The organism is Geodermatophilus bullaregiensis (genome assembly GCF_016907675.1).
Lineage (GTDB): Bacteria > Actinomycetota > Actinomycetes > Mycobacteriales > Geodermatophilaceae > Geodermatophilus > Geodermatophilus bullaregiensis.
Genome location: NZ_JAFBCJ010000001.1, coordinates 2,436,610 through 2,455,265 on the forward strand (window position 1 = coordinate 2,436,610; position 18,656 = coordinate 2,455,265).

17 protein-coding genes and 1 pseudogene are annotated in these 18,656 nt (G+C 76.1%); 9 read left to right on the top strand and 9 right to left on the bottom strand.

What is annotated here, in order from left to right; all coding sequences use genetic code 11:
- Positions 1 to 11 precede the first annotated feature (11 nt).
- A complete protein-coding gene (locus JOD57_RS11515; protein ID WP_204692158.1) occupies positions 12 to 1,274 on the bottom strand; it encodes an MFS transporter in 1,263 nt (420 codons plus the stop codon).
- Positions 1,275 to 1,464: 190 nt separating this feature from the next.
- On the opposite strand from JOD57_RS11515, the gene JOD57_RS11520 reads away from it, so the two are divergent.
- The 6 genes from JOD57_RS11520 to JOD57_RS11545 all read left to right on the top strand — a co-directional run bounded on the left by JOD57_RS11520 (position 1,465) and on the right by JOD57_RS11545 (position 6,514).
- On the top strand, positions 1,465 to 2,352 hold the full coding sequence (locus JOD57_RS11520) for a hypothetical protein (protein ID WP_204692159.1): 888 nt from the start codon (positions 1,465 to 1,467) through the stop codon (positions 2,350 to 2,352).
- Between the two features lie 108 nt (positions 2,353 to 2,460).
- Positions 2,461 to 3,522: a GTP 3',8-cyclase MoaA gene (gene moaA / locus JOD57_RS11525; RefSeq protein ID WP_204692160.1), complete on the top strand. Its 1,062-nt coding sequence runs from the start codon at positions 2,461 to 2,463 to the stop codon at positions 3,520 to 3,522.
- Between the two features lies 1 nt (position 3,523).
- Positions 3,524 to 3,787, top strand: coding sequence for a MoaD/ThiS family protein (locus JOD57_RS25370; RefSeq protein ID WP_204692161.1), 264 nt, complete (start codon positions 3,524 to 3,526; stop codon positions 3,785 to 3,787).
- A gap of 69 nt (positions 3,788 to 3,856) precedes the next feature.
- Positions 3,857 to 5,248, top strand: coding sequence for a hemolysin family protein (locus JOD57_RS11535; RefSeq protein ID WP_204692162.1), 1,392 nt, complete (start codon positions 3,857 to 3,859; stop codon positions 5,246 to 5,248).
- Entirely contained in the window at positions 5,241 to 6,302 is a 1,062-nt protein-coding gene (locus tag JOD57_RS26855; RefSeq protein ID WP_204692163.1) for a hemolysin family protein, read from the top strand. The genes JOD57_RS11535 and JOD57_RS26855 overlap by 8 nt, the downstream gene beginning before the upstream one ends.
- Positions 6,299 to 6,514 carry a hypothetical protein gene (locus tag JOD57_RS11545; RefSeq protein WP_204692164.1) on the top strand — a complete coding sequence of 72 codons (216 nt, stop codon included), beginning with the start codon at positions 6,299 to 6,301 and terminating at the stop codon, positions 6,512 to 6,514. The genes JOD57_RS26855 and JOD57_RS11545 overlap by 4 nt, the downstream gene beginning before the upstream one ends.
- A 6-nt stretch (positions 6,515 to 6,520) precedes the next feature.
- On the opposite strand, the gene JOD57_RS11550 is transcribed toward JOD57_RS11545, so the two are convergent.
- From JOD57_RS11550 to JOD57_RS26860, 8 genes and pseudogenes are all read right to left on the bottom strand, one after another.
- Positions 6,521 to 8,125, bottom strand: coding sequence for a SpoIIE family protein phosphatase (locus JOD57_RS11550; RefSeq protein WP_307824624.1), 1,605 nt, complete (start codon positions 8,123 to 8,125; stop codon positions 6,521 to 6,523).
- A gap of 174 nt (positions 8,126 to 8,299) precedes the next feature.
- Complete coding sequence (locus JOD57_RS11555; RefSeq protein ID WP_307824625.1) at positions 8,300 to 8,725, bottom strand: molybdenum cofactor biosynthesis protein MoaE; 426 nt, start codon at positions 8,723 to 8,725, stop codon at positions 8,300 to 8,302.
- The gene (locus JOD57_RS11560; RefSeq protein ID WP_204692165.1) at positions 8,722 to 9,303 is read right to left on the bottom strand and encodes a nucleotidyltransferase family protein; all 582 of its coding nucleotides are present in this window, start codon (positions 9,301 to 9,303) and stop codon (positions 8,722 to 8,724) included. Before JOD57_RS11560 ends, JOD57_RS11555 begins: the two co-directional genes overlap by 4 nt.
- Before the next feature lie 13 nt (positions 9,304 to 9,316).
- Complete coding sequence (locus JOD57_RS27425; protein WP_443667593.1) at positions 9,317 to 9,772, bottom strand: TOBE domain-containing protein; 456 nt, start codon at positions 9,770 to 9,772, stop codon at positions 9,317 to 9,319.
- A gap of 120 nt (positions 9,773 to 9,892) precedes the next feature.
- Positions 9,893 to 10,336, bottom strand: a pseudogene (locus JOD57_RS27430) (ATP-binding cassette domain-containing protein); the annotation flags it as partial.
- A gap of 29 nt (positions 10,337 to 10,365) precedes the next feature.
- Complete coding sequence (locus JOD57_RS11570) at positions 10,366 to 11,160, bottom strand: ABC transporter permease (protein WP_204692167.1); 795 nt, start codon at positions 11,158 to 11,160, stop codon at positions 10,366 to 10,368.
- Complete coding sequence (modA, locus tag JOD57_RS11575) at positions 11,157 to 11,939, bottom strand: molybdate ABC transporter substrate-binding protein (protein WP_204692168.1); 783 nt, start codon at positions 11,937 to 11,939, stop codon at positions 11,157 to 11,159. Before modA ends, JOD57_RS11570 begins: the two co-directional genes overlap by 4 nt.
- Positions 11,940 to 12,052: 113 nt before the next feature.
- A complete protein-coding gene (locus tag JOD57_RS26860) occupies positions 12,053 to 12,448 on the bottom strand; it encodes a TOBE domain-containing protein (protein ID WP_204692169.1) in 396 nt (131 codons plus the stop codon).
- Between the two features lie 169 nt (positions 12,449 to 12,617).
- Between JOD57_RS26860 and JOD57_RS11585 the strand changes: the two genes are divergently transcribed.
- The 3 genes from JOD57_RS11585 (at position 12,618) to JOD57_RS11595 (ending at position 18,559) form a co-directional block, all read left to right on the top strand.
- Positions 12,618 to 14,942 (top strand): putative bifunctional diguanylate cyclase/phosphodiesterase, encoded by a 2,325-nt coding sequence (locus tag JOD57_RS11585; protein WP_204692170.1) that lies wholly within the window; start codon positions 12,618 to 12,620, stop codon positions 14,940 to 14,942.
- A gap of 142 nt (positions 14,943 to 15,084) precedes the next feature.
- Positions 15,085 to 16,803: a RecQ family ATP-dependent DNA helicase gene (locus tag JOD57_RS11590; protein ID WP_204692171.1), complete on the top strand. Its 1,719-nt coding sequence runs from the start codon at positions 15,085 to 15,087 to the stop codon at positions 16,801 to 16,803.
- Between the two features lie 109 nt (positions 16,804 to 16,912).
- Positions 16,913 to 18,559: a carbamoyltransferase family protein gene (locus JOD57_RS11595; RefSeq protein WP_204692172.1), complete on the top strand. Its 1,647-nt coding sequence runs from the start codon at positions 16,913 to 16,915 to the stop codon at positions 18,557 to 18,559.
- Positions 18,560 to 18,656: the final 97 nt, after the last annotated feature.

Here is an 18,656-nt window from a genome sequence, read left to right on the forward strand (position 1 = left end):
GCTCCCGCCGCCTACCCGCCGACCGCGTCCTCAACCCGTGACGGGGCTCCCCCGGCGGGCACGGGACGGCGCAGCAGCGGCGCGCCGGCCAGCGCGAGCAGCGCGGCCCCGCCGGCGGCCAGCGCGGGGACGGCGAAGGCCGCCTGCGCGCCCCAGGCGTCGACCGCCGCGCCGGCCAGCGCCGACCCGGCCGTGACGCCCAGGGTGAGCCCGGTGTTGGTCCACGCCAGCGCCTCGGTCAGCGCCGCCCGCGGCACCCGCGACTCGACCAGCGAGGCCCCGGAGACCAGCACCGGCGCGACGGCGAGCCCGGCCAGGAACCCCGCGCCGATCAGCAGCGGCAGGGAGGCCACGGCCCACAGCGCCTGCGCGGCCAGCCCGAAGGCGACCGCGGTGACGAGGAAGCGGGCCGACAGCGTGCCGCGCAGCCGGGCGACGCCGTAGGCCAGGCCGGCGACCAGGCTCCCGCCGGCGTAGAGGGCCAGGGCCAGCCCGGCGAGGGCGGGCACCCCCTGCTCCTCGGCGAACCCGACGACGACGACGTCCATGGCGCCGAACACCGTGCCCACGCCCAGGTAGGCGGCGCAGACGACGATCACCGCCGGTCCGAGCGCGGCCGCCCGGCCGCGCCGCTGGCCCCTCGCGACCGGCACGACCGCCGGCTGGGTGTCCCGCTGGCGGGCCAGCCACAGCCCGCCGACGGTCCCGAGCACGATGCCGGTGGTGAAGCCGGCGGCCGGGGCGACCAGCGTGCCCAGCACGGTGACCAGCGGCGGGCCGACGACGAAGACGACCTCGTCGACGACGGCCTCGAAGGCGAAGGCGGTCTGCCGCCGCTCGGCGTCCTCCAGCGCGGCGGCCCACCGGGCCCGCACCATCGCGCCGATGTTGGGCAGGCTCGCGCCGGTCAGCGCGGCGAGGAGGAACCAGCTCCAGCGTGGCGCGTCGCCGACCACGACGCCGACGAAGGTCAGCCCGGTGACCAGGTAGGCCGCCATCGCCGCCCGCAGCACGGCGCCCTGGCCCCGCCGGTCCATCGCCCGTGACCACTGCGGTCCGGCCACCGCGGCCGAGAGCGCCAGCGTCCCGGAGACGGCGCCGGCCAGCGCGTAGCTGCCGGACTCGCCCTCCACGAGCAGGACCGCGCCGAGGCCCAGCATCGGCAGCGGGAGGCGGGCGACCCAGCCGGCCAGGGAGAACCAGGCGGCCCCCGGGACGGCGAACAGGCGGGCGTAGGGCCCCAGGACGGACCGGAGGACGGTGCGGGGTGACACGGGCTCTCTCGCGCTTCCTGGCCACAGGCGAGCGCGGATCCGTCCGCGGGCTCCTCGGGTGGCGTCCCCGACGGTAACCACCCGCTCCGGTGTCGTCGTCCCGGTTCGTCGACACGGCGGGTCGAGGACCAGGTGCATGAAACTTCACGTACTTTCTGTGACGACCCGCTCACCGAACATGAGGAGCCCTGTGGCCTCCACCACCCGGCAGCCCGCGTCCCGCCCGCTGCCCCTCCGTGCCGTGCTCGTCCTGCTGCTCGCCGTTCTCTCGGCCCTCGCCCCCCTGCTCGCACCCGGCACCGCGTGGGCCGGCAGTGACGACGGCGGCGCTGAGGGCGGCAGCGCCGGCGGCGACTTCTCGGTCACCGTCAACGGCCGGACGTACAACCCCGCCGCCGGTCGCGAGACCCGTCTGCAGGGCGTGACGCCGACGAGCTCGATCACCGTTCGTGGCCAGCACGTCACGTACAGGATCGACCCCGCGACGCTCGGTGTCTACGACTACACGCTGACCGGGGCGCCCAGTGCCCAGCGCATGGTCACCCGGCCGACCGTCGTGTTCGCCTCGAAGGTGCCCGTGCTCACCGCGGCGCAGCTGCGCAGCGTCCGGATCAGCGACCTGCGCCTGCGTGACGACGTCCTCGTCACCGAGTTCAGCACCGCGGGCGGCAAGTTCAAGGTCCAGTCGAAGGACGCCCCCCAGGGCGGCATCTTCCAGATGGAGCAGGAGTTCGGCACCGCGGTCGAGTACGTCCACACCCTCGGCGCCGGCCTCTTCTACTTCGTCAACGAGTACACGGGAAAGATCAACTTCGGTGACGGCATCGCCGCCGACGCCACCCACCAGATGCTGCTCGGCAAGGACAGCCCGCAGGTGGCCACCAAGCTCGAGCAGACCGCCACCACCACCCGCTGGTCGGTCGCCTCGGGCGGCCGCATGGGCGGCGTCCTCGGCGAGGACGCGATCGAGCTGTCGGCCGGTGCCACCGACTGCACCACCGACTGCCAGGCGCGCAACCGCATCCAGGGCTCGGTGCCGGTCCCGCCGGACCCGACCGACCCCACCCCGATCGGCTGACCTCGCCTGACCCGCACTCCCCCGACGGGGGCGGCCCGCACCCGGGTCGCCCCCGTCGTCGTGTCCGGGGGCGGCGCGGACGGGCCGCGCGCCACTACATTCGCTGTCGTGACCACGCCCAGCCCGCTGCCCGACCCGGTGGTGCGCCGCACACCCGCGCCCGCCGTGTCCCCCGGCAGCGGCGGGCTGGTCGACCGGCACGGCCGCGTCGCCACCGACCTGCGGGTCTCGCTGACCGACCGCTGCAACCTGCGCTGCACCTACTGCATGCCGCCCGAGGGCCTGCAGTGGCTGCCCAAGGTCGAGCAGCTCACCGACGACGAGGTCGTCCGGCTGGTGCGCATCGGCGTCGAGCGGCTCGGCATCGAGGAGGTCCGGTTCACCGGCGGCGAGCCGCTGCTGCGCCCCGGGCTGGTGGGCATCGTCGAGGCCGCCACCGCCCTGACCCCCCGCCCCGAGGTCAGCCTCACCACCAACGCCATCGGCCTGGCCCGGGTCGCCCCGGCGCTGGCCGCGGCCGGCCTGGACCGGATCAACGTCAGCCTCGACACCCTCGACCGCGAGCGGTTCACGGCCCTGACCCACCGCGACCGGCTCGACGACGTCCTCGCCGGCCTGGCGGTCGCGCACGACGCCGGGCTCACCCCGGTCAAGGTCAACGCCGTCCTGCTGCGCGGGATGAACGAGGCCGACGCCGTCCCGCTGCTCGACTTCTGCCTCGAGCGCGGCTACCAGCTGCGCTTCATCGAGCAGATGCCGCTCGACGCCCACCACGCCTGGACCCGCGGCGAGATGGTCACCGCCGAGGACATCCTGGAGCGGCTGTCGGCCGCACACGAGCTCACGCCCGACACCGAGGAGCGCGGGTCGGCCCCGGCCGAGCGCTGGCTGGTCGACGGTGGCCCGGCCACGGTCGGCGTCATCGCCTCGGTGACCCGCTCCTTCTGCGGCACCTGCGACCGCACCCGGCTCACCGCCGACGGCCAGATCCGCAACTGCCTGTTCGCCCGCGAGGAGTCCGACCTGCGGACGGCGATGCGCGAGGGTGCCACCGACGACGAGCTGGCCGACCGCTGGCGGATCGCCACGCTGGCCAAGCTGCCCGGTCACGGGATCGACGACCCGAGCTTCCTGCAGCCGAGCCGGCCGATGTCGGCGATCGGCGGCTGAGGTGTCCCCCCAGCCCGCTCCCCCGGCGGTCACCGTGCGGTACTTCGCCGGGGCCCGAGCCGCGGCCGGCGTCGACACCGAGACCTGCGCGGCCGGCACGCTCGAGGAGCTGGTCGGCCGGATCGTCGAGACCCACGGCGAGCGGCTCGAGCGGGTGCTCACCGCCTGCTCGTTCCTCGTCGACGGAACGCAGACGCGCGACCGCGCGTTGCAGTTGGCACCCGGGGCGGTCGTCGACGTGCTGCCCCCCTTCGCCGGAGGATGACCGCCCCCTCGTGAGCCTGCCTCACCATACGAGCCGTCCCCCGTCCCACCCCCGCCTCCGAGGCGCTGCATGACCGAGTGGTTGCTCCTCCTGGTCGGCCTCGTCCTCGTGCTCGCCTGCGCCGCCTTCGTGGCGTTCGAGTTCGCCCTGGTGACCGTCGACCGGCCCACCGTCGAGCGCGAGGCGGCGGCGGGCACGCGGGGCGCGTCCGGCGTGCTCGACGCGCTGCGCACCCTGTCCACCCAGCTGTCGGGCGCACAGCTCGGCATCACCATCACCAACCTGGCCATCGGCTTCGTCGCCGAGCCGTCGATCGCCGCCCTGCTCCGGGAGCCGCTGCAGTCCGTCGGCCTGTCCGGCACCGCCGCCCGGTCGGTGTCGATCACCCTGGCGCTGGTCCTGGCCACCGCGCTGACGATGGTGTTCGGCGAGCTGGTGCCCAAGAACCTGGCGATCAGCGACCCGCTGCGCACCGCGCGGGCCGTCGCCGGCTTCCAGCGCGGCTTCACCCGCGCCACGTCCCTGCTCATCCGGTTCCTCAACGGGTGGGCCAACGCGCTGCTGCGCCGGGTGTTCGGCGTCGAGCCACAGGAGGAGCTGGCCTCGGCCCGCTCGCCGGAGGAGCTGACCTCGCTGGTCCGCCGCTCCGGCCGGCAGGGCACGCTGCCGGCCGAGACCGCCGTCCTGCTCGAGCGCGGCCTGGCCTTCGGCGAGCTGCGCGCCAGCGACGCCGCCACGCCGCGCACCCGCACCACCACCGTCGACGCCGACGCACCCGTCGACGAGGTGCTCACCACCGCCCGCGACTCCGGCCACTCCCGTTTCCCGGTCGTCGCCGCCGGCGGGGTCGACGACGTCGTCGGGATGGTGCACGTGAAACACGCCCTCGGCGTCCCCCGCGACCGCAGGGCGGACACGCCGGTGTCGGCGGTGATGCTGCCGGCGCTGTTCGTCCCGACGTCGCGGCGGCTGGACGACCTGCTCGGCGACCTGCGCCGCGGCGGGCTGCAGATGGCCGTCGTCGTCGACGAGTACGGCGGCACCGACGGCGTGGTGACCGTGGAGGACCTGGTCGAGGAGCTGGTCGGCGACCTCACCGACGAGTACGACACCGAGACCGGCGACGACGTCGTCGACCGCGGCGACGGCACCTGGTCGGTGTCGGGCCTGCTGCGGCCCGACGAGGTGGCCGCGGCCACCGGCCTGGCGGTCCCCGCCGACCGGCACTGGGAGACCCTGGGCGGCCTGGTGCTGCACGTGCTGGGCCGCATCCCCGACGTCGGCGACCGGATCGAGGCGCGGCCGGCCCTGCCGCCGGAGCTCGCCGCCGAGGCCGAGGGCCTGCCGGCCGGCGTCTGGGTGCGGGTCGAGCGGGTCGACGGCACGCGGGTGGAGCGCGCCGTCGTCGGGGGCCTGCCCGCCACGACCGGCGACGAGCAGGAGGAGGACGACCGTGGGTGACTGGGTCGGCGTGCTCGTCGCCGTCGTGCTGCTGCTGGCCAACGCCTTCTTCGTCGGCGCGGAGTTCGCGCTGGTCTCCGCCCGCCGCTCGTCGATCGAGCCGCTGGCCGAGGCCGGCTCGCGCCGCGCCCGGACGACGCTCGCGGCGATGGAGCGCGTCTCGCTGATGATGGCCGGCGCCCAGCTCGGGATCACGGTGTGCTCGCTGGGCCTGGGCGCCATCGGCGAGCCGGCGGTGGCGCACCTGCTCGAGCCGGTGTTCGAGCTGCTCGCGGTGCCCGAGGCGCTGGTGCACCCGATCGCCTTCGTCATCGCGCTCACCGTCGTCGTCGCGCTGCACGTGGTGATCGGCGAGATGGTGCCCAAGAACCTGGCCCTGGCCGGGCCCGACCGCGCGGCGCTGGCGCTCGCGCCGCCGCTGGCCGCCGTCGTCACCGTCCTCAAGCCGGTCATCGTGTCGCTCAACGCGCTGGCCAACGGCGTGCTGCGGCTGATGGGCGTGCAGCCCAGGAACGAGGTCACCAGCGCGTTCACCCGTGACCAGGTGGCCGGCCTGTTCGACGAGTCGCGCGCCGGCGGGCTGCTCGACGAGCGGGGCCACGAGCTGCTCACCGGCGCCCTCGGCCTGGAGGACCGGGACACCCGCTCGGTGCTCATCCCGCGTGCGGCGCTGACCGTCGTCTCCCCCGGCGACGACACCGCCGCCGTCGAGCGGGCGGCCGCCGCCACCGGGTTCTCCCGCTTCCCGGTCGCCGACGGCGAGCGGCTGCTCGGCTACGTGCACGTCAAGGACGTGCTGGTGGCCGACGGCGCACCCGAGCCGCGGGTCCGCGACATCACCCGCCCCCTGCCGCGGGTGGCCGCCGCCGACGACCTGCGCCGCACCCTCGGGGTCATGCAGGCCGGGCGGGCGCAGTTCGCCGCGGTCACCGACGGGGGCCGGGTGGTCGGCGTGGTGGCGCTGGAGGACATCCTGGAGGAGCTGGTCGGCGAGATCCAGGACGCGGCACACCGGGCACCGGCCCGGGGACCAGGGAGGGCGGGAGCGCGATGAGCTTCATCGACAGGGCCAGGGCGAAGGCGGAGGAGCTGCTGGGGCGGGCCGAGGAGGTCTACGGCCAGTCGCACGGCGACGCCGCCGCCACGGTGGCCGGCGAGGCCCACCGGCTGGAGGCCGAGGTCGAGCTCGAGGAGGGGCGGGCCGAGGAGGCCGACGGGCGCGGCACCCCGCGCCGCACCGACGACGACGGCAGCACCGTCGGCTGAGGACCCTCAGCCGAGGGTGTCCCGGCCGTCCAGGCGCAGGGCCACCAGGGCGACGTCGTCCTCCGGCCGGCCCTGCACCAGCCGCTCGATGAGCTCGTCGCAGAGCACGCCGAGCGGGCGGCCGGCGAGCTCGCGGGCCGTGGCGGCCAGCCGGGCCAGCCCGCTGTCGAGGTCGGTCGTGCGCCGCTCGACCAGGCCGTCGGTGAACAGCAGCACCGTCGTGCCGCGGTCCAGGGACACCGTCCACTCGGTCCGCGGGCTGTCCGGGTCGACGCCCAGCAGCAGGTCCCCCGGGCCCTCGGGCAGCACCACCGGACCGCCGCCGGGCGCCAGGACCAGCGGCGGCAGGTGCCCGGCGTTGGACAGGGTCATCCGGGTCCGGCCGGTCCCGGCGTCCTCCTCCGACCTCTGGAAGCGGGCGACGGCGGCGGTGGCGTACGTGTCGACCGCGAGCGTGGCCATCGCGGTGTCCAGGCCGCGCAGCACCTCGGCCGGGCCGGCGTCGCTGTAGGCGGCGATGCCCCGCAGGAGCGAGCGCAGTTGGCCCATGGCCGCCGCGGCCGCGGTGTCGTGCCCGACGACGTCGCCGATGACGAGGGTGGTGCCGCCGCCGGGCTGGGTGAAGGCGTCGTACCAGTCACCGCCGACCCGGGCCGCCTCGGCCGCGGGGGTGTACCGCACCGCGATGCGGCCGAGCGGGGAGCGCCGCGGGCGGGTCAGCAGGCTGCGCTGCAGCGTCTCGGCCACCTGCTGCTGGCGGGCGAACAGCCGCACGTTGTCCAGGGCGAGGCCCACCCGGCCGGCCACCTCGCGAGCCGTGAGCGGGTCCACGCGGACGGCGCTGCTGCCGGTCCCGGCGAGGAAGGTCAGCGCGCCGATCACCCGGTCGCGGCCGGGCAGCGGCACGGCCAGCACCGAGGGCGCGCCCAGCTCGCGGTAGAGCGCGTGCGCCTCGGCGTCGGGCAGGGCGGCGAGCACGTCGGCGCCGTCGGCGGCCACCGTCTCGCCGCCCAGCGCGCGGACCACCGGCGCGGTCGGCGGCATCCCGGGCAGCCGGACCGAGGCGTAGCGGGTGAGCGCGTCGCGGCGGGCGGGGTCGCTGTGCCACGAGCCCAGGTCGCGCGGGCGGCCCTCGTCGTCGAGGACGGTCAGCAGGCAGGCCTCGCCCAGCTCGGGCACCACGAGACGGGGGATGCGGCGGACCGCCTCGGCGAGGTCCAGGGTGCCGGTCAGCTCGGTGCCGACCCGCGCCAGCAGCGCCAGCCGGTCCTGCGCCAGGCGCTGGGCGGTGACCTCGGAGAAGTACAGCGTCAGGCCGTCCGGCACCGGGACGGCGTGCACCTCGAACCACCGGTTGAGCGGCTCGGGGTAGAAGGCCTCGATCGTCTGCGGCCGGCCGGTGGCGACCACCTCGCGGTAGGCGCGGCCGAACTCGTTGTCGACGTTGGCCGGGAACGCCGTCCAGTAGTCGGACCCGACGAGCTCGTCCCACGACTGGCCGACGACGGCCTCACCGGCCGCGTTGACGTAGGTGACCCGCCAGTCGCCGTCGACGGCCATGTAGCCCAGCGGCATCGACTCCAGGACGGGGTCACGCCGCGCGGCGAGCACCAGGACGCACCTCCGTCGGCCGTGGCGACGTGCCGGGAGACCCGCGACCCCGCCCTCGGAGCTCCGGCACTGTTCTGCCACGGGCCCCGTACCAGGTCAAGGTGCCGGACCGCACGCACGGACACGATTCGATGACGGAACGCGGCCGTCCGGAGGACCGCGGCCGGCGCTCCGTCAGGGGCAGGACACCCACTCCTCCTCGCCGTCGGTGAAGACCTGCCGCTTCCAGATCGGCAGCCGCGCCTTCACCTCGTCGACGAGGTCGGCGCAGGCGCGGAAGGCCTCGCCGCGGTGGGCGGCGCTGACCGCGCAGGCCAGGGCGACGTCGCCGATGCGCAGCAGGCCGACCCGGTGGGAGACGGCGACGGCGCGCACCTCGGGGCGGGCGGCGAACTCCTCGGCCAGCTCGGCGATCACCGCCTCGGCCGTCGGGTGCCCGACGTACTCCAGCTCGGTCACCGACCGGCCGCCGTCGGAGTCGCGGACGACCCCGGAGAAGGAGACGACGGCGCCGGCGCCGGGGTCGGTCACGGCCCGCTCGTGCTCGGCGACCGACAGCGGCTCGTCGACGACTCTGGCGATCAGGTGGCCGGCGATCACGGCGCCGAAGCTACCCCGCCGGGCGGCACGTCGAGGTCCACCGGGTCGGCCAGGCCGGTGCAGTCCACCTCGGTGACGTCGTGCGCGGCGAGGTAGCGGCGGGCGCCCTCGTCGCCGGTCGCCGTCTGCACCACCCCGGCCCAGTGCTCGCGGCCGAGGAGCACCGGGTGCCCGCGGACGCCGTCGTAGGTGGCGACGGCCAGCGCGTCGGGTGCCGCGTGCGCGGCGAGGACGCGCAGCGCCTCCGGCGTCATCCCGGGCATGTCGACCAGCGTGACCAGGGCGGCGTCGACCAGCCCGGGCCAGCCGCGCAGGCCGTCGAGGCCGGTGCGCAGGCTGGAGGCCATGCCGGTCTCCCAGTCCCGGTTGGCCAGCACGGTGGCACCGTCGAGGTCGGCGGTCCGCCAGACGTCGACCGCCCGGGCGCCGAGCACGACGAGCACCGGGTCGCAGACCGCGCGCGCCGTCCGCACCGCCCGCTCGACCAGCAGGCTGCCCCCGTACTCGACCAGCGCCTTGGGCATCCCGTAGCGGCGGCCGCCCCCGGCGGCGAGGACCAGCCCGGCGACTGCGCTCATGCCCGCCACCCTGTCACCGCGTGTAGACGGCGACCTCGGAGGCCTTGACCACCGCCCACACCGGCGAGCCGGGGGCCAGCCCCAGCTCGGCGAACGCGGTCGCGGTGACGTCGGCGACCAGCGGCACCTCGCCGTCGAGCTCGCAGCGCACCGTCGAGCCGTGCGGCGTCGCGCCGGCCACCCGCGCCGGCCAGGCGTTGCGCGGGCTGCCCTCGGGCCGCGACGGGTACAGCGCCACCGACTCCGGGCGGACGGCCACCAGCACCGGCCCCCGCGCCGGCTCGGCCACGGCGACCACCCCGCCGCCGTCCAGCCGCACGGTCAGGCCGTCGGCGGTGCCGGGCAGCAGCGAGAGCCCGACCAGCCGGGCCACGTAGTCGGTGCGCGGGTGCCGGGCGACGTCGGCCGGCGGGCCGGCCTGCACCACGGCGCCGTCCTCGACGACGAGCACCCGGTCGGCCAGCGCCATGGCGTCGACGGGGTCGTGGGTGACCAGGACCGTGCTCCCGGCGTAGTCGGCCAGGTGCCGGCGCAGCTCGGCGCGGACGGCGAGCCGGGTGCGGGCGTCCAGCGCCGAGAGCGGCTCGTCGAGCAGCAGCAGCGCGGGGTCGCCGACCAGCGCGCGGGCCAGCGCCGCCCGCTGCGCCTGCCCGCCGGAGAGCTGCCCGGGCCGCCGGTCGCCGAGGCCGGCCAGGCCCACCCGCTCGATCCAGGCGGCGGCCGCGGCCCTGGCCGCCGTCCGGGACGCGCCCCGCGTCCGGAGGCCGAAGGCGACGTTGTCCAGCACCGACAGGTGCGGGAACAGCAGGTGGTCCTGGAACACCATCCCGAGCGGGCGGCGGTGCGCGGGCAGGTGGACGCCGGCGGCGACGTCGTCCCAGGTCCGCCCGTCGACGGCGACCCGGCCGCCCTGCGGGGGCAGCAGGCCGGCCAGCACCCGCAGCAGCGTGGACTTGCCGGCGCCGTTGGGACCGAGGACGGCGAGCACCTCGCCGTCGGCCACCTCGAACGCGACGTCGACGGCGACCGGGCCCCGCTGCACCGTCACGTGCGCCGCCAGGCTCACGCGGCCGCTCCGCGCCCGAGCCAGCGGTCGCGCAGGAGCAGCAGCGTGGCCACCGAGACGAGGAGCAGCACCAGCGAGAGCACGATGGCCGCCTGCGGGTCGCGCTGCAGGGCCAGGTAGACGGCCAGCGGCATCGTCTGCGTCGTCCCCGGGAAGTTGCCCGCGAAGGTGATCGTCGCGCCGAACTCCCCCAGCGCGCGGGCCCAGCACAGCACCGCGCCGGCGGCCACGCCGGGTGCGACCAGCGGCAGGGTGACCCGTCGGAAGGTGGTCCAGCGGTCGGCGCCGAGGGTGGCGGCGGCGTCCTCGAAGCGGGCATCGGCGGCCCGCAGCGCGCCCTCGACGCTGATGACGAGGAACGGCATCGCCACGAAGGTCTCGGCGATGACGACCGCGGCGGTGGTGAACGGGATGGTGATCCCGGTGGTGTCGGCCAGCCAGCTCCCGACGATGCCCTGCCGGCCGAGGACGAGGAACAGCGCGACGCCGCCGACGACCGGGGGCAGGACCAGCGGCACGGTGACCAGCGCGCGCAGCACCGCCCGGCCGCGCGCCTGCGAGCGGGCGAGCACCCAGGCCAGCGGGACGCCCAGCACGACGGAGACGGCGGTGGCGAGGGTCGCCGAGACGAGGGAGAGGCGCAGCGCCTGCCCGACGCCCGGGGCGGTGAGCAGCGTGCCGAGCTGCGACCACGGCGTCCGGACCAGCAGGCCGGCCAGGGGCAGGACCAGGAAGGCGACCGCGAGGGCGGCGGGGACCAGCAGGGGCGCCGGCGTCCGGGAGCGCCTCACGGGGCGCGGAAACCGGCCGCCTCGAGCGCCTGCTGCCCCTCCTCGGAGAGGACCAGGTCGACGAAGGCCCGCGCGGCCTCCGGGTTCGGGGCGGCGGCCAGGGTGCACAGCGGGTAGTCGTTGACGACGTCCTCGGCCTCGGGGACGGGGACGCCCTCGACGGCGTCCCCGGCGGCGACCACGTCGGTGGCGTAGACGAGCGCGGCGTCGACCTCGGCGAGCTCGACCTTGGTCAGCGCGGCGCGCACGTCCTCCTCCTGGGTGTCGGGGCGCGGCGTCACGCCGGCGGCGGCGAAGACGTCCTCGGCGGCCGCACCGCACGGCACCTCGGGCGCGCAGACGGCGAGGGTGAGCTCCTCGCGGCCGAAGTCGGCGAGCCCGGTGACGCCGGCCGGGTTGCCCGCGGGGACCGCGATCTGCAGCACGTTGGCGGTGAAGACGGTCGGGTCGCCGTCGGCCAGGCCGGCGCCGGTGACGACGTCCATCTGCGCGCCGTTGGCCGAGGCGAACACGTCGGCCGGGGCGCCCTGGGTGAGCTGGGTGGCCAGGGCCGAGCTGCCGGCGAGGTTGAACTGCACGGTCAGGTCCGGGTTGCCGCCCTCCAGCCGCTGCCCGAGGTCGGTGAAGACGTCGGTGAGCGAGGCGGCCGCGAAGACGGTGAGCGTGCCGGTGAGCCCGCCGCCGCCGTCGGACGCCGACGACGCCGCCGCGCCCTCCCCGCCCCCGCAGGCCGTGGCGCCCAGCACCACCGCGGCCAGCACCGCCGCCACCTTGCGCACCGGGTCTCCTCCCCGCCGGCGGACCGGCGATCCGCGCCTGCGGAAGACGATAGCGCTGCCGAACCCGAGGGTGCGGCTACCCGATCGGGTAGGACGTCCTCAGCTGAGACCGCTCAGGGGACGTCGACGCCCACCTGCGTGGCCTTCACCGTGGCCACCGCCCGGACGCCGACCTCCAGGCCCAGCTCGTCGGCGGCCTCGCGGGACATCAGCGAGACCAGCCGGAACGGACCGGCCTGGATCTCCACCTGGGCCATGACGGTGTCGCGGACGACCCGCGTGACGATCCCCGCCAGCCGGTTGCGCGCCGAGGACCCGCGGGTGGCACCGGGCTCGGGCGCCTCGTGCAGCGCGGTGGCGACGCGGGCGAGGTCGGCGCCGTCCACCACGGCCGGGCCACCGCCCTCGCGCCGCGCCGGCAGCCGGCCGCTGTCGACCCAGCGGCGGACGGTGTCGTCGCTGACCCCGAGCAGCGCCGCGGCCTCGGCGATCCGGTAGCTGGTGGTCACCGCGGCAGGCTAGGGGAAGGACCCCCCTGCCCCCACCGCTCGCAGGCTCGCGGCAGGCCCCGCAGGGAGGCCACCGTGCGGCCCCGGCGTGTAGGCCCCTGGGCCTGGGGCAGGGGAGGGACGCAGCCGGTGCCCGTCCGGCCGTCGGGGACAGGAGGGCGCGACGAGCATGCGCCGGTGGCGCGGTCCACTGATCGTCTCGGTGGTGTACCTGGGGCTCTGGCTCGGGCTGGACGCCATCGCCAGCGTCTTCCAGGCCCGGCAGGAGGTGTCGCTGTGGTACCCCCCGACGGGGCTGAGCTTCGCCCTGCTGCTGGTGTTCGGGCTGCGCTACGCCCCGCTCCTCCTGCTGACCGACCCCCTGCACGGGCTGGTGGTCAGCAGTCCGGACGTGAGCTGGACCAGCGTCTGGCTCAGCGGCGTGCTGAGCACCGCCGTCTACACGGCCGTGGCCTGGTTGCTGCTCCGGCGGCTGCGGATCGACCCGCGGCTGCCCGGCCAGCGCGACGTCGCCTGGTTCCTGGGGCTGGCCGCCGTCGCCGGGCCGCTCGTCGTCGCGGTCGCGCAGGTCCTGCAGTACACCGTCACGGGACTGCTGACCTGGGGCGAGTGGTTCCGGGGCGTCCTGGGCTTCTGGTCCGGCCGGGCGACCGGCGTCGGGGTGCTGGCGCCGGCACTGCTCGTCGCGAGCCGGCGGGTGCCCGCGCTGTGGCGCGACCGGCCGCCCCTCACCGGCCCGCCCCGGCCCGGACCGGGGTACCCGCGCCCGTCCTGGCCGGACCGTGCCCGGCCACGGTGGCTCGGCCGGCTCGCCGGGCGCGTGCTGGACCGGCGGCTGGAGGTCGCGGGGCAGGCCACCCTGCTGCTGGCGACCGTGTACCTCGCCTACGGCGAGCCCTCCGTCGGCGGGCTGGACCTCGCCTACCTGGTCTACGTGCCGCTCATCTGGATCGCCGTCCGCGGCGGACTGCCCCGGGTGGCCGCCGCCGTGCTCGTCGCCAACGCCGTCGCCGTGGCACTGGTCGGCCGGGACGTCGTGGAGAGCCCGCTGCGCCTGCAGCTGGGCCTGGTCACCCTCACCCTGGCCGGGCTGACCCTCGGCGCGCTGGTCACCGGCCGGCAGGCCAGCATCGCGGCCGCCGAGCACGCGGCGGTCCACGACCCCCTCACCGGGCTGGCCAACCGGGTGCTGCTCATGGACCGGGTCGACGCCGCCGCGCACCGCGCCGAGCGCGGCCCCGACGCCCGGTTCGCGGTCCTCTACTGCGACCTGGACGGCTTCAAGGGGGTCAACGACCAGCTCGGCCACGACGCCGGCGACGAGCTGCTCGTGGCGGTCGCGCGCCGGCTGGAGAAGGCGGTGCGGCCCGCCGACCTGGTCGGTCGCCTCGGCGGGGACGAGATGGCCGTCCTCCTCGACGGCGTCAGCGGCGTCGAGGAGGCGGCCGGGGTGGCCGAGCGGCTGCTCGCCGCGCTGGCCCAGCCGTACGCCGTCGACGGCCGGGAGGTCGTCGTGACCGTCAGTGTCGGGGTCGCGGTCGCCGACGCCGAGGGCCTGGCCGGACCGCGGCTCCGCGAGGAGCAGGGCGCAGCCGGGTCGGACGGGAGCGGCCACGCCGAGGAGGTGCTCCGCGCAGCCGACATGGCGCTGCAGCGGGCCAAGGCCAGCGGGGGGCACCGCTACGAGCTGTTCAACGAGCCGCTGCGCCAGCAGACCCGCGACCGGCTGGGGTTGCGCGCTGCCCTGCGCCGCGCGGTGGGCGCCGGCGCGGTGGCCGTCGCCTACCAGCCGATCGTGCGGGTGGGCGACGGCCGGCTCGAGACCGTCGAGGCGCTGGCCCGGTGGCACGACGACGAGCGCGGCGAGGTGCCGGCGGCGGAGTTCATCGCCGCGGCCGAGGAGACCGGGCTGATCCACGAGCTCGGCGTGCAGGTGCTCGAGCAGGCCTGCACCCAGGCCGCGCGGTGGCGGCGGGTCTTCGGCCCCGCCGCCACCCCGCGGGTGGCGGTCAACGTCTCCACCCGTCAGCTGCTGCCCGCCGACTTCGCCCCCCGCGTGCTGGCACTGCTCGACCGTGTCGGGCTGCCCGCCGACGCCCTCGAGCTGGAGATCACCGAGTCCTGCGCCCTGGAGCCGGGGGCACGCGCGGCCCTGGAGCAGTTCACCGCCGCCGGCGTCCGGCTGGCCGTGGACGACTTCGGCACCGGCTACTCCAGCTTCGCGGCGCTGCGCGAGCGGACGCCGCAGGCGTTCAAGCTCGACCGCTCCTTCGTCGCGCAGCTGCCCGACGACCGCCCGACCGACGCGATCGTCTCCGCCGTGCTCGCGCTCGCCCAGCACCTCGGCGCCACCGTCACCGCCGAGGGCGTCGAGACGCAGGAGCAGCTGCAGCGCCTCCGGGAGCTCGGCTGCCCGCAGGTCCAGGGCTTTCTCCTCGGCGGCCCGGCGACCGCCGACCGGATCGAGCGGGACTGGCTCAGCCGCCCGCGGTGACGCGGACCTGTGGACGGCGGCCCGTCGTCACAGCGCCTGGCGGGCGACCCGCTCCCCGGGGGAGCCCCCTGGTGACGGCGGCCACGCCCGGTGTCCACCGGTGGTCCGTTTGCCGATCTCGGCGCCCGGGCAGCCGCAGCCGGTGCCACCCGAACCCGGTGACAACCCCGTCGGCAACTCGGCCTCCGTCCGCACCCGCCGGCTGCGCGAGGTCGCCCGCGACGTCCTCGGCTTCGACGACTTCCGTCCCGGTCAGGAGCGGGCCATGCAGGCCGTGCTGGCCGGGCGCGACACCCTGGCGGTGCTGCCGTCGGGCGGGGGGAAGTCGGCGGTCTACCAGGTCGCCGGGCAGCTGCTCGACGGTCCGGTGCTCGTGGTCTCGCCGCTGATCGCCCTGCAGCGCGACCAGGTCGAGCGCCTCGACGAGCTCGGGGACGCCGTCGGCCGGGCCGCCCAGCTCAACTCCAGCCTGTCCGCCGGCGACCAGCGTGCCGCCCTGCAGGGCCTGGCGGAGGGAACGGTCCGCTACCTGTTCCTGGCGCCCGAGCAGCTGGCCAAGCCGGAGGTGGTCGACGCCGTCCGCGACGCCGGCCCGGCGCTGTTCGTCGTCGACGAGGCGCACTGCGTCTCCGCCTGGGGCCACGACTTCCGCCCCGACTACCTCCGGCTGGGCCAGGTGGTCGAGCAGCTCGGCCACCCGACGGTGCTGGCGCTCACCGCCACCGCAGCACCACCCGTGCGTGCGGAGGTCCTCGAGCGGCTGTGCATGCGCGACCCGGAGGTCGTCGTCGCCGGGTTCGACCGGCCCGAGATCCGGCTGGAGGTCGACCACCACGCCGACGCGCACGCCAAGCGGAACGCGGTGGTCGACCGCACGGTGGCCGAGGTCGAGGCCGGCCGCGGCCCGGGCATCGTCTACAGCGCCACCCGCAGGGGCACGCTCGACGTCGCCGAGGCACTCACCGGACGCGGCCTGCGGGCGCGGCCGTACCACGCGGGTCTCAGGAAGAGCGAGCGCGAGGACACCCAGCGCGCCTGGATGGACGACGAGCTCGACGTCGTCGTCGCCACCACCGCCTTCGGCATGGGCATCGACAAGCCCGACACCCGCTTCGTCGTCCACAGCGAGCCGGCCGACTCGGTCGACAGCTACTACCAGGAGATCGGCCGCGCCGGCCGCGACGGCGACCCGGCGCTCGCCGTCCTGGTGTACCGGCAGGAGGACCTCGGCCTGCGCCGCTTCTTCGCCGCCGGCACCCCGGCCGAGGAGGAGCTGCAGCAGGTGGCCGGGCTGGTCGCCGCGGCGCCGGCGGCCGGGATCGAGGAGGGCGTCGACGTCAGGCAGCTGCGCGAGGAGACCGGCCGCGCCGCCACCCCCCTGGCCCGCGACCTCAACCTGCTCGAGCAGGTCGAGGCCGTCGTCCTCGACGAGGAGGGTGCCGCGCACCCGGCGGAGGGCGCGCCGCCCCCGGGCGAGGCCGCGGCCGCCGCCCGCGAGCTGGCCCAGCACCACGAGCGGGTCGACCAGAGCCGCGTGGAGATGATGCGCGGCTACGCCGAGACCACCGACTGCCGCCGCCAGTTCCTGCTCGGCTACTTCGGCGAGCAGCTCGACGAGCCGTGCGGCAACTGCGACACCTGCTCGGCCGGCACCGCGCAGGAGCGCGCGACCACCGCCGGCGCCGAGGCGCCCTTCCCGCCCGAGACGCCGGTGGAGCACACCGAGTGGGGACCGGGGGTGGTCATGCGGGTGGAGGACGACCGCGTCGTCGTCCTGTTCGAGGAGGTCGGCTACAAGACCCTGGCGCTGAGGGCCGTCGAGGCCAACGACCTGCTGAGGGTCCGCGGGGCCACCGGGTGACCGGCGGGCGCCCACCTCATCGGGTGCTCGCCCTGCGGGCCCGCTGCCCCGCCGGGAAGATCAGCGCGACGACGACCGGGCGCGGCGCCCGGCTGGGAGGAGTGCACGGGTGAAGGTCCTGGGGATCAACGCCATCTACCACGACCCGGCGGCGGCCCTGGTGGTCGACGGCAGGGTCGTGGCCGCGGCGGAGGAGGAGCGGTTCAGCCGGCGCAAGCACGGCAAGCGCCCGCTGCCCTGGAGCGCCTGGGAGCTGCCCGAGCTGTCGGCGGCGTGGTGCCTGAGGGAGGCGGGCATCCGCCCCGAGGAGCTCGACGCCGTCGCCTACTCCTTCGACCCCGCGCTGATGGTCACCCCCGAGGAGACCGGCCTGTTCGACGACGGCGACGTCATGCGCAAGAAGTACGCGGAGATGGCGCCGGACTTCCTGGCCCACGCCCTCCCCGGCCTCGACCCCGCGAAGGTCCGCTTCGTCAAGCACCACGTCGCGCACGCCGCGTCCGCCGGCAAGGCCGTGCCCCAGCGCGACAACGCGGTGCTCGTGCTCGACGGCCGCGGCGAGGCGCACAGCCACCTGGCCGGCCGCTACGTCGACGGGCAGCTGGAGGTCCTCGCCGGGCAGGCGCTCCCCCACTCGCTGGGCCTGATGTACGAGGAGCTCACCGACCACCTCGGCTTCCTGCGCAGCTCCGACGAGTTCAAGGTCATGGCCATGGCCTCCTACGGCAAGCCGCGCTTCCTCGGCGAGCTGTCGGAGCTGATCCGCGCCACCGACGACGGCGGCTTCCGCACCGAGCGCATCGACTTCGCCGAGTTCGCGCCCCGGCTGGGCAAGGACGAGCCGTGGACCGAGGACCACGCCGACCTCGCCGCCAGCGTCCAGACGCGGCTGGAGGAGGTGCTGGTCGACCTGGCCCGCTGGGTGCACGCCCAGACCGGCGAGAAGACCCTCACCCTCGCCGGGGGCACCGCGCTGAACTGCGTGGCCAACACCCGCATCCTCGCCGAGAGCCCGTTCGAGCAGGTCTGGGTGCAGCCGGCCGCCGGCGACGCCGGCACCGCACTGGGCAGCGCGCTGCACGTCGCGCACGAGCTCGGCGAGCGCACCGAGCCGATGCCCGGCGCCGCGCTCGGCCGCGGCTGGAGCGACGACGAGATCGAGCGCTGGCTGCAGACCGCCGCCATCGACCACGAGCGACCCGACGACGTCGCCGAGGCCGTGGCCGAGGTGCTCGCCGACAACGGCATCGTCGCCTGGTTCCAGGGCCGCAGCGAGTACGGCCCGCGGGCGCTGGGCCACCGCTCGCTGCTCGCCCACCCCGGCTTCGAGGCCAACCTCGAGCGGATGAACGACGTCAAGGGCCGCGAGCAGTTCCGCCCGGTCGCCCCCATGGTGCTGCTGGAGCGGGCTCCGGAGATCTTCAGCCGCGGGCCCATCCCCTCGCCGTACATGCTCTTCGTGCACGACGTCGCGCCGGAGTGGAAGGACCGCATCCCCACGGTCACCCACGTCGACGGGACGGCACGCATCCAGACCATCGACCAGGACACCGAGCCGCTGGTGCACCGGATGATCTCGGCGTTCGAGCGCCGCACCGGGATCCCGGTGGTGGTCAACACCAGCCTCAACACCGCGGGCCGGCCGATGGTCGACGACCCCCGCGACGCCCTGGAGTGCTTCGGGTCCGCGCCGGTCGACCTGCTGGCCATCGGCCCCTTTGTCGTCCGCCGCCCCCGCCCGACGCCGAGGCCCTGACGCCGGGTCCCCCCTCCGGGGGAGCGAGGCGAACCGGAGGAGCCGGTCCCCGCGAGGTCCGGGTGCACCAGCCCCGGCGACTGATGACGTTCCGGTA

What these genes read in the sequence shown, in the direction of transcription:
- JOD57_RS11535 (WP_204692162.1), top strand. Translation starts at nt 3,857, where the DNA reads ATGACCGAGTGGTTGCTCCTCCTGGTCGGCCTCGTCCTCGTGCTCGCC.
- JOD57_RS11545 (WP_204692164.1), top strand. Translation starts at nt 6,299, where the DNA reads ATGAGCTTCATCGACAGGGCCAGGGCGAAGGCGGAGGAGCTGCTGGGG.
- JOD57_RS11560 (WP_204692165.1), bottom strand. Translation starts at nt 9,303, where the DNA reads ATGAGCGCAGTCGCCGGGCTGGTCCTCGCCGCCGGGGGCGGCCGCCGC.
- JOD57_RS27425 (WP_443667593.1), bottom strand. Translation starts at nt 9,772, where the DNA reads ATGGCGCTGGCCGACCGGGTGCTCGTCGTCGAGGACGGCGCCGTGGTG.
- JOD57_RS11585 (WP_204692170.1), top strand. Translation starts at nt 12,618, where the DNA reads ATGCGCCGGTGGCGCGGTCCACTGATCGTCTCGGTGGTGTACCTGGGG.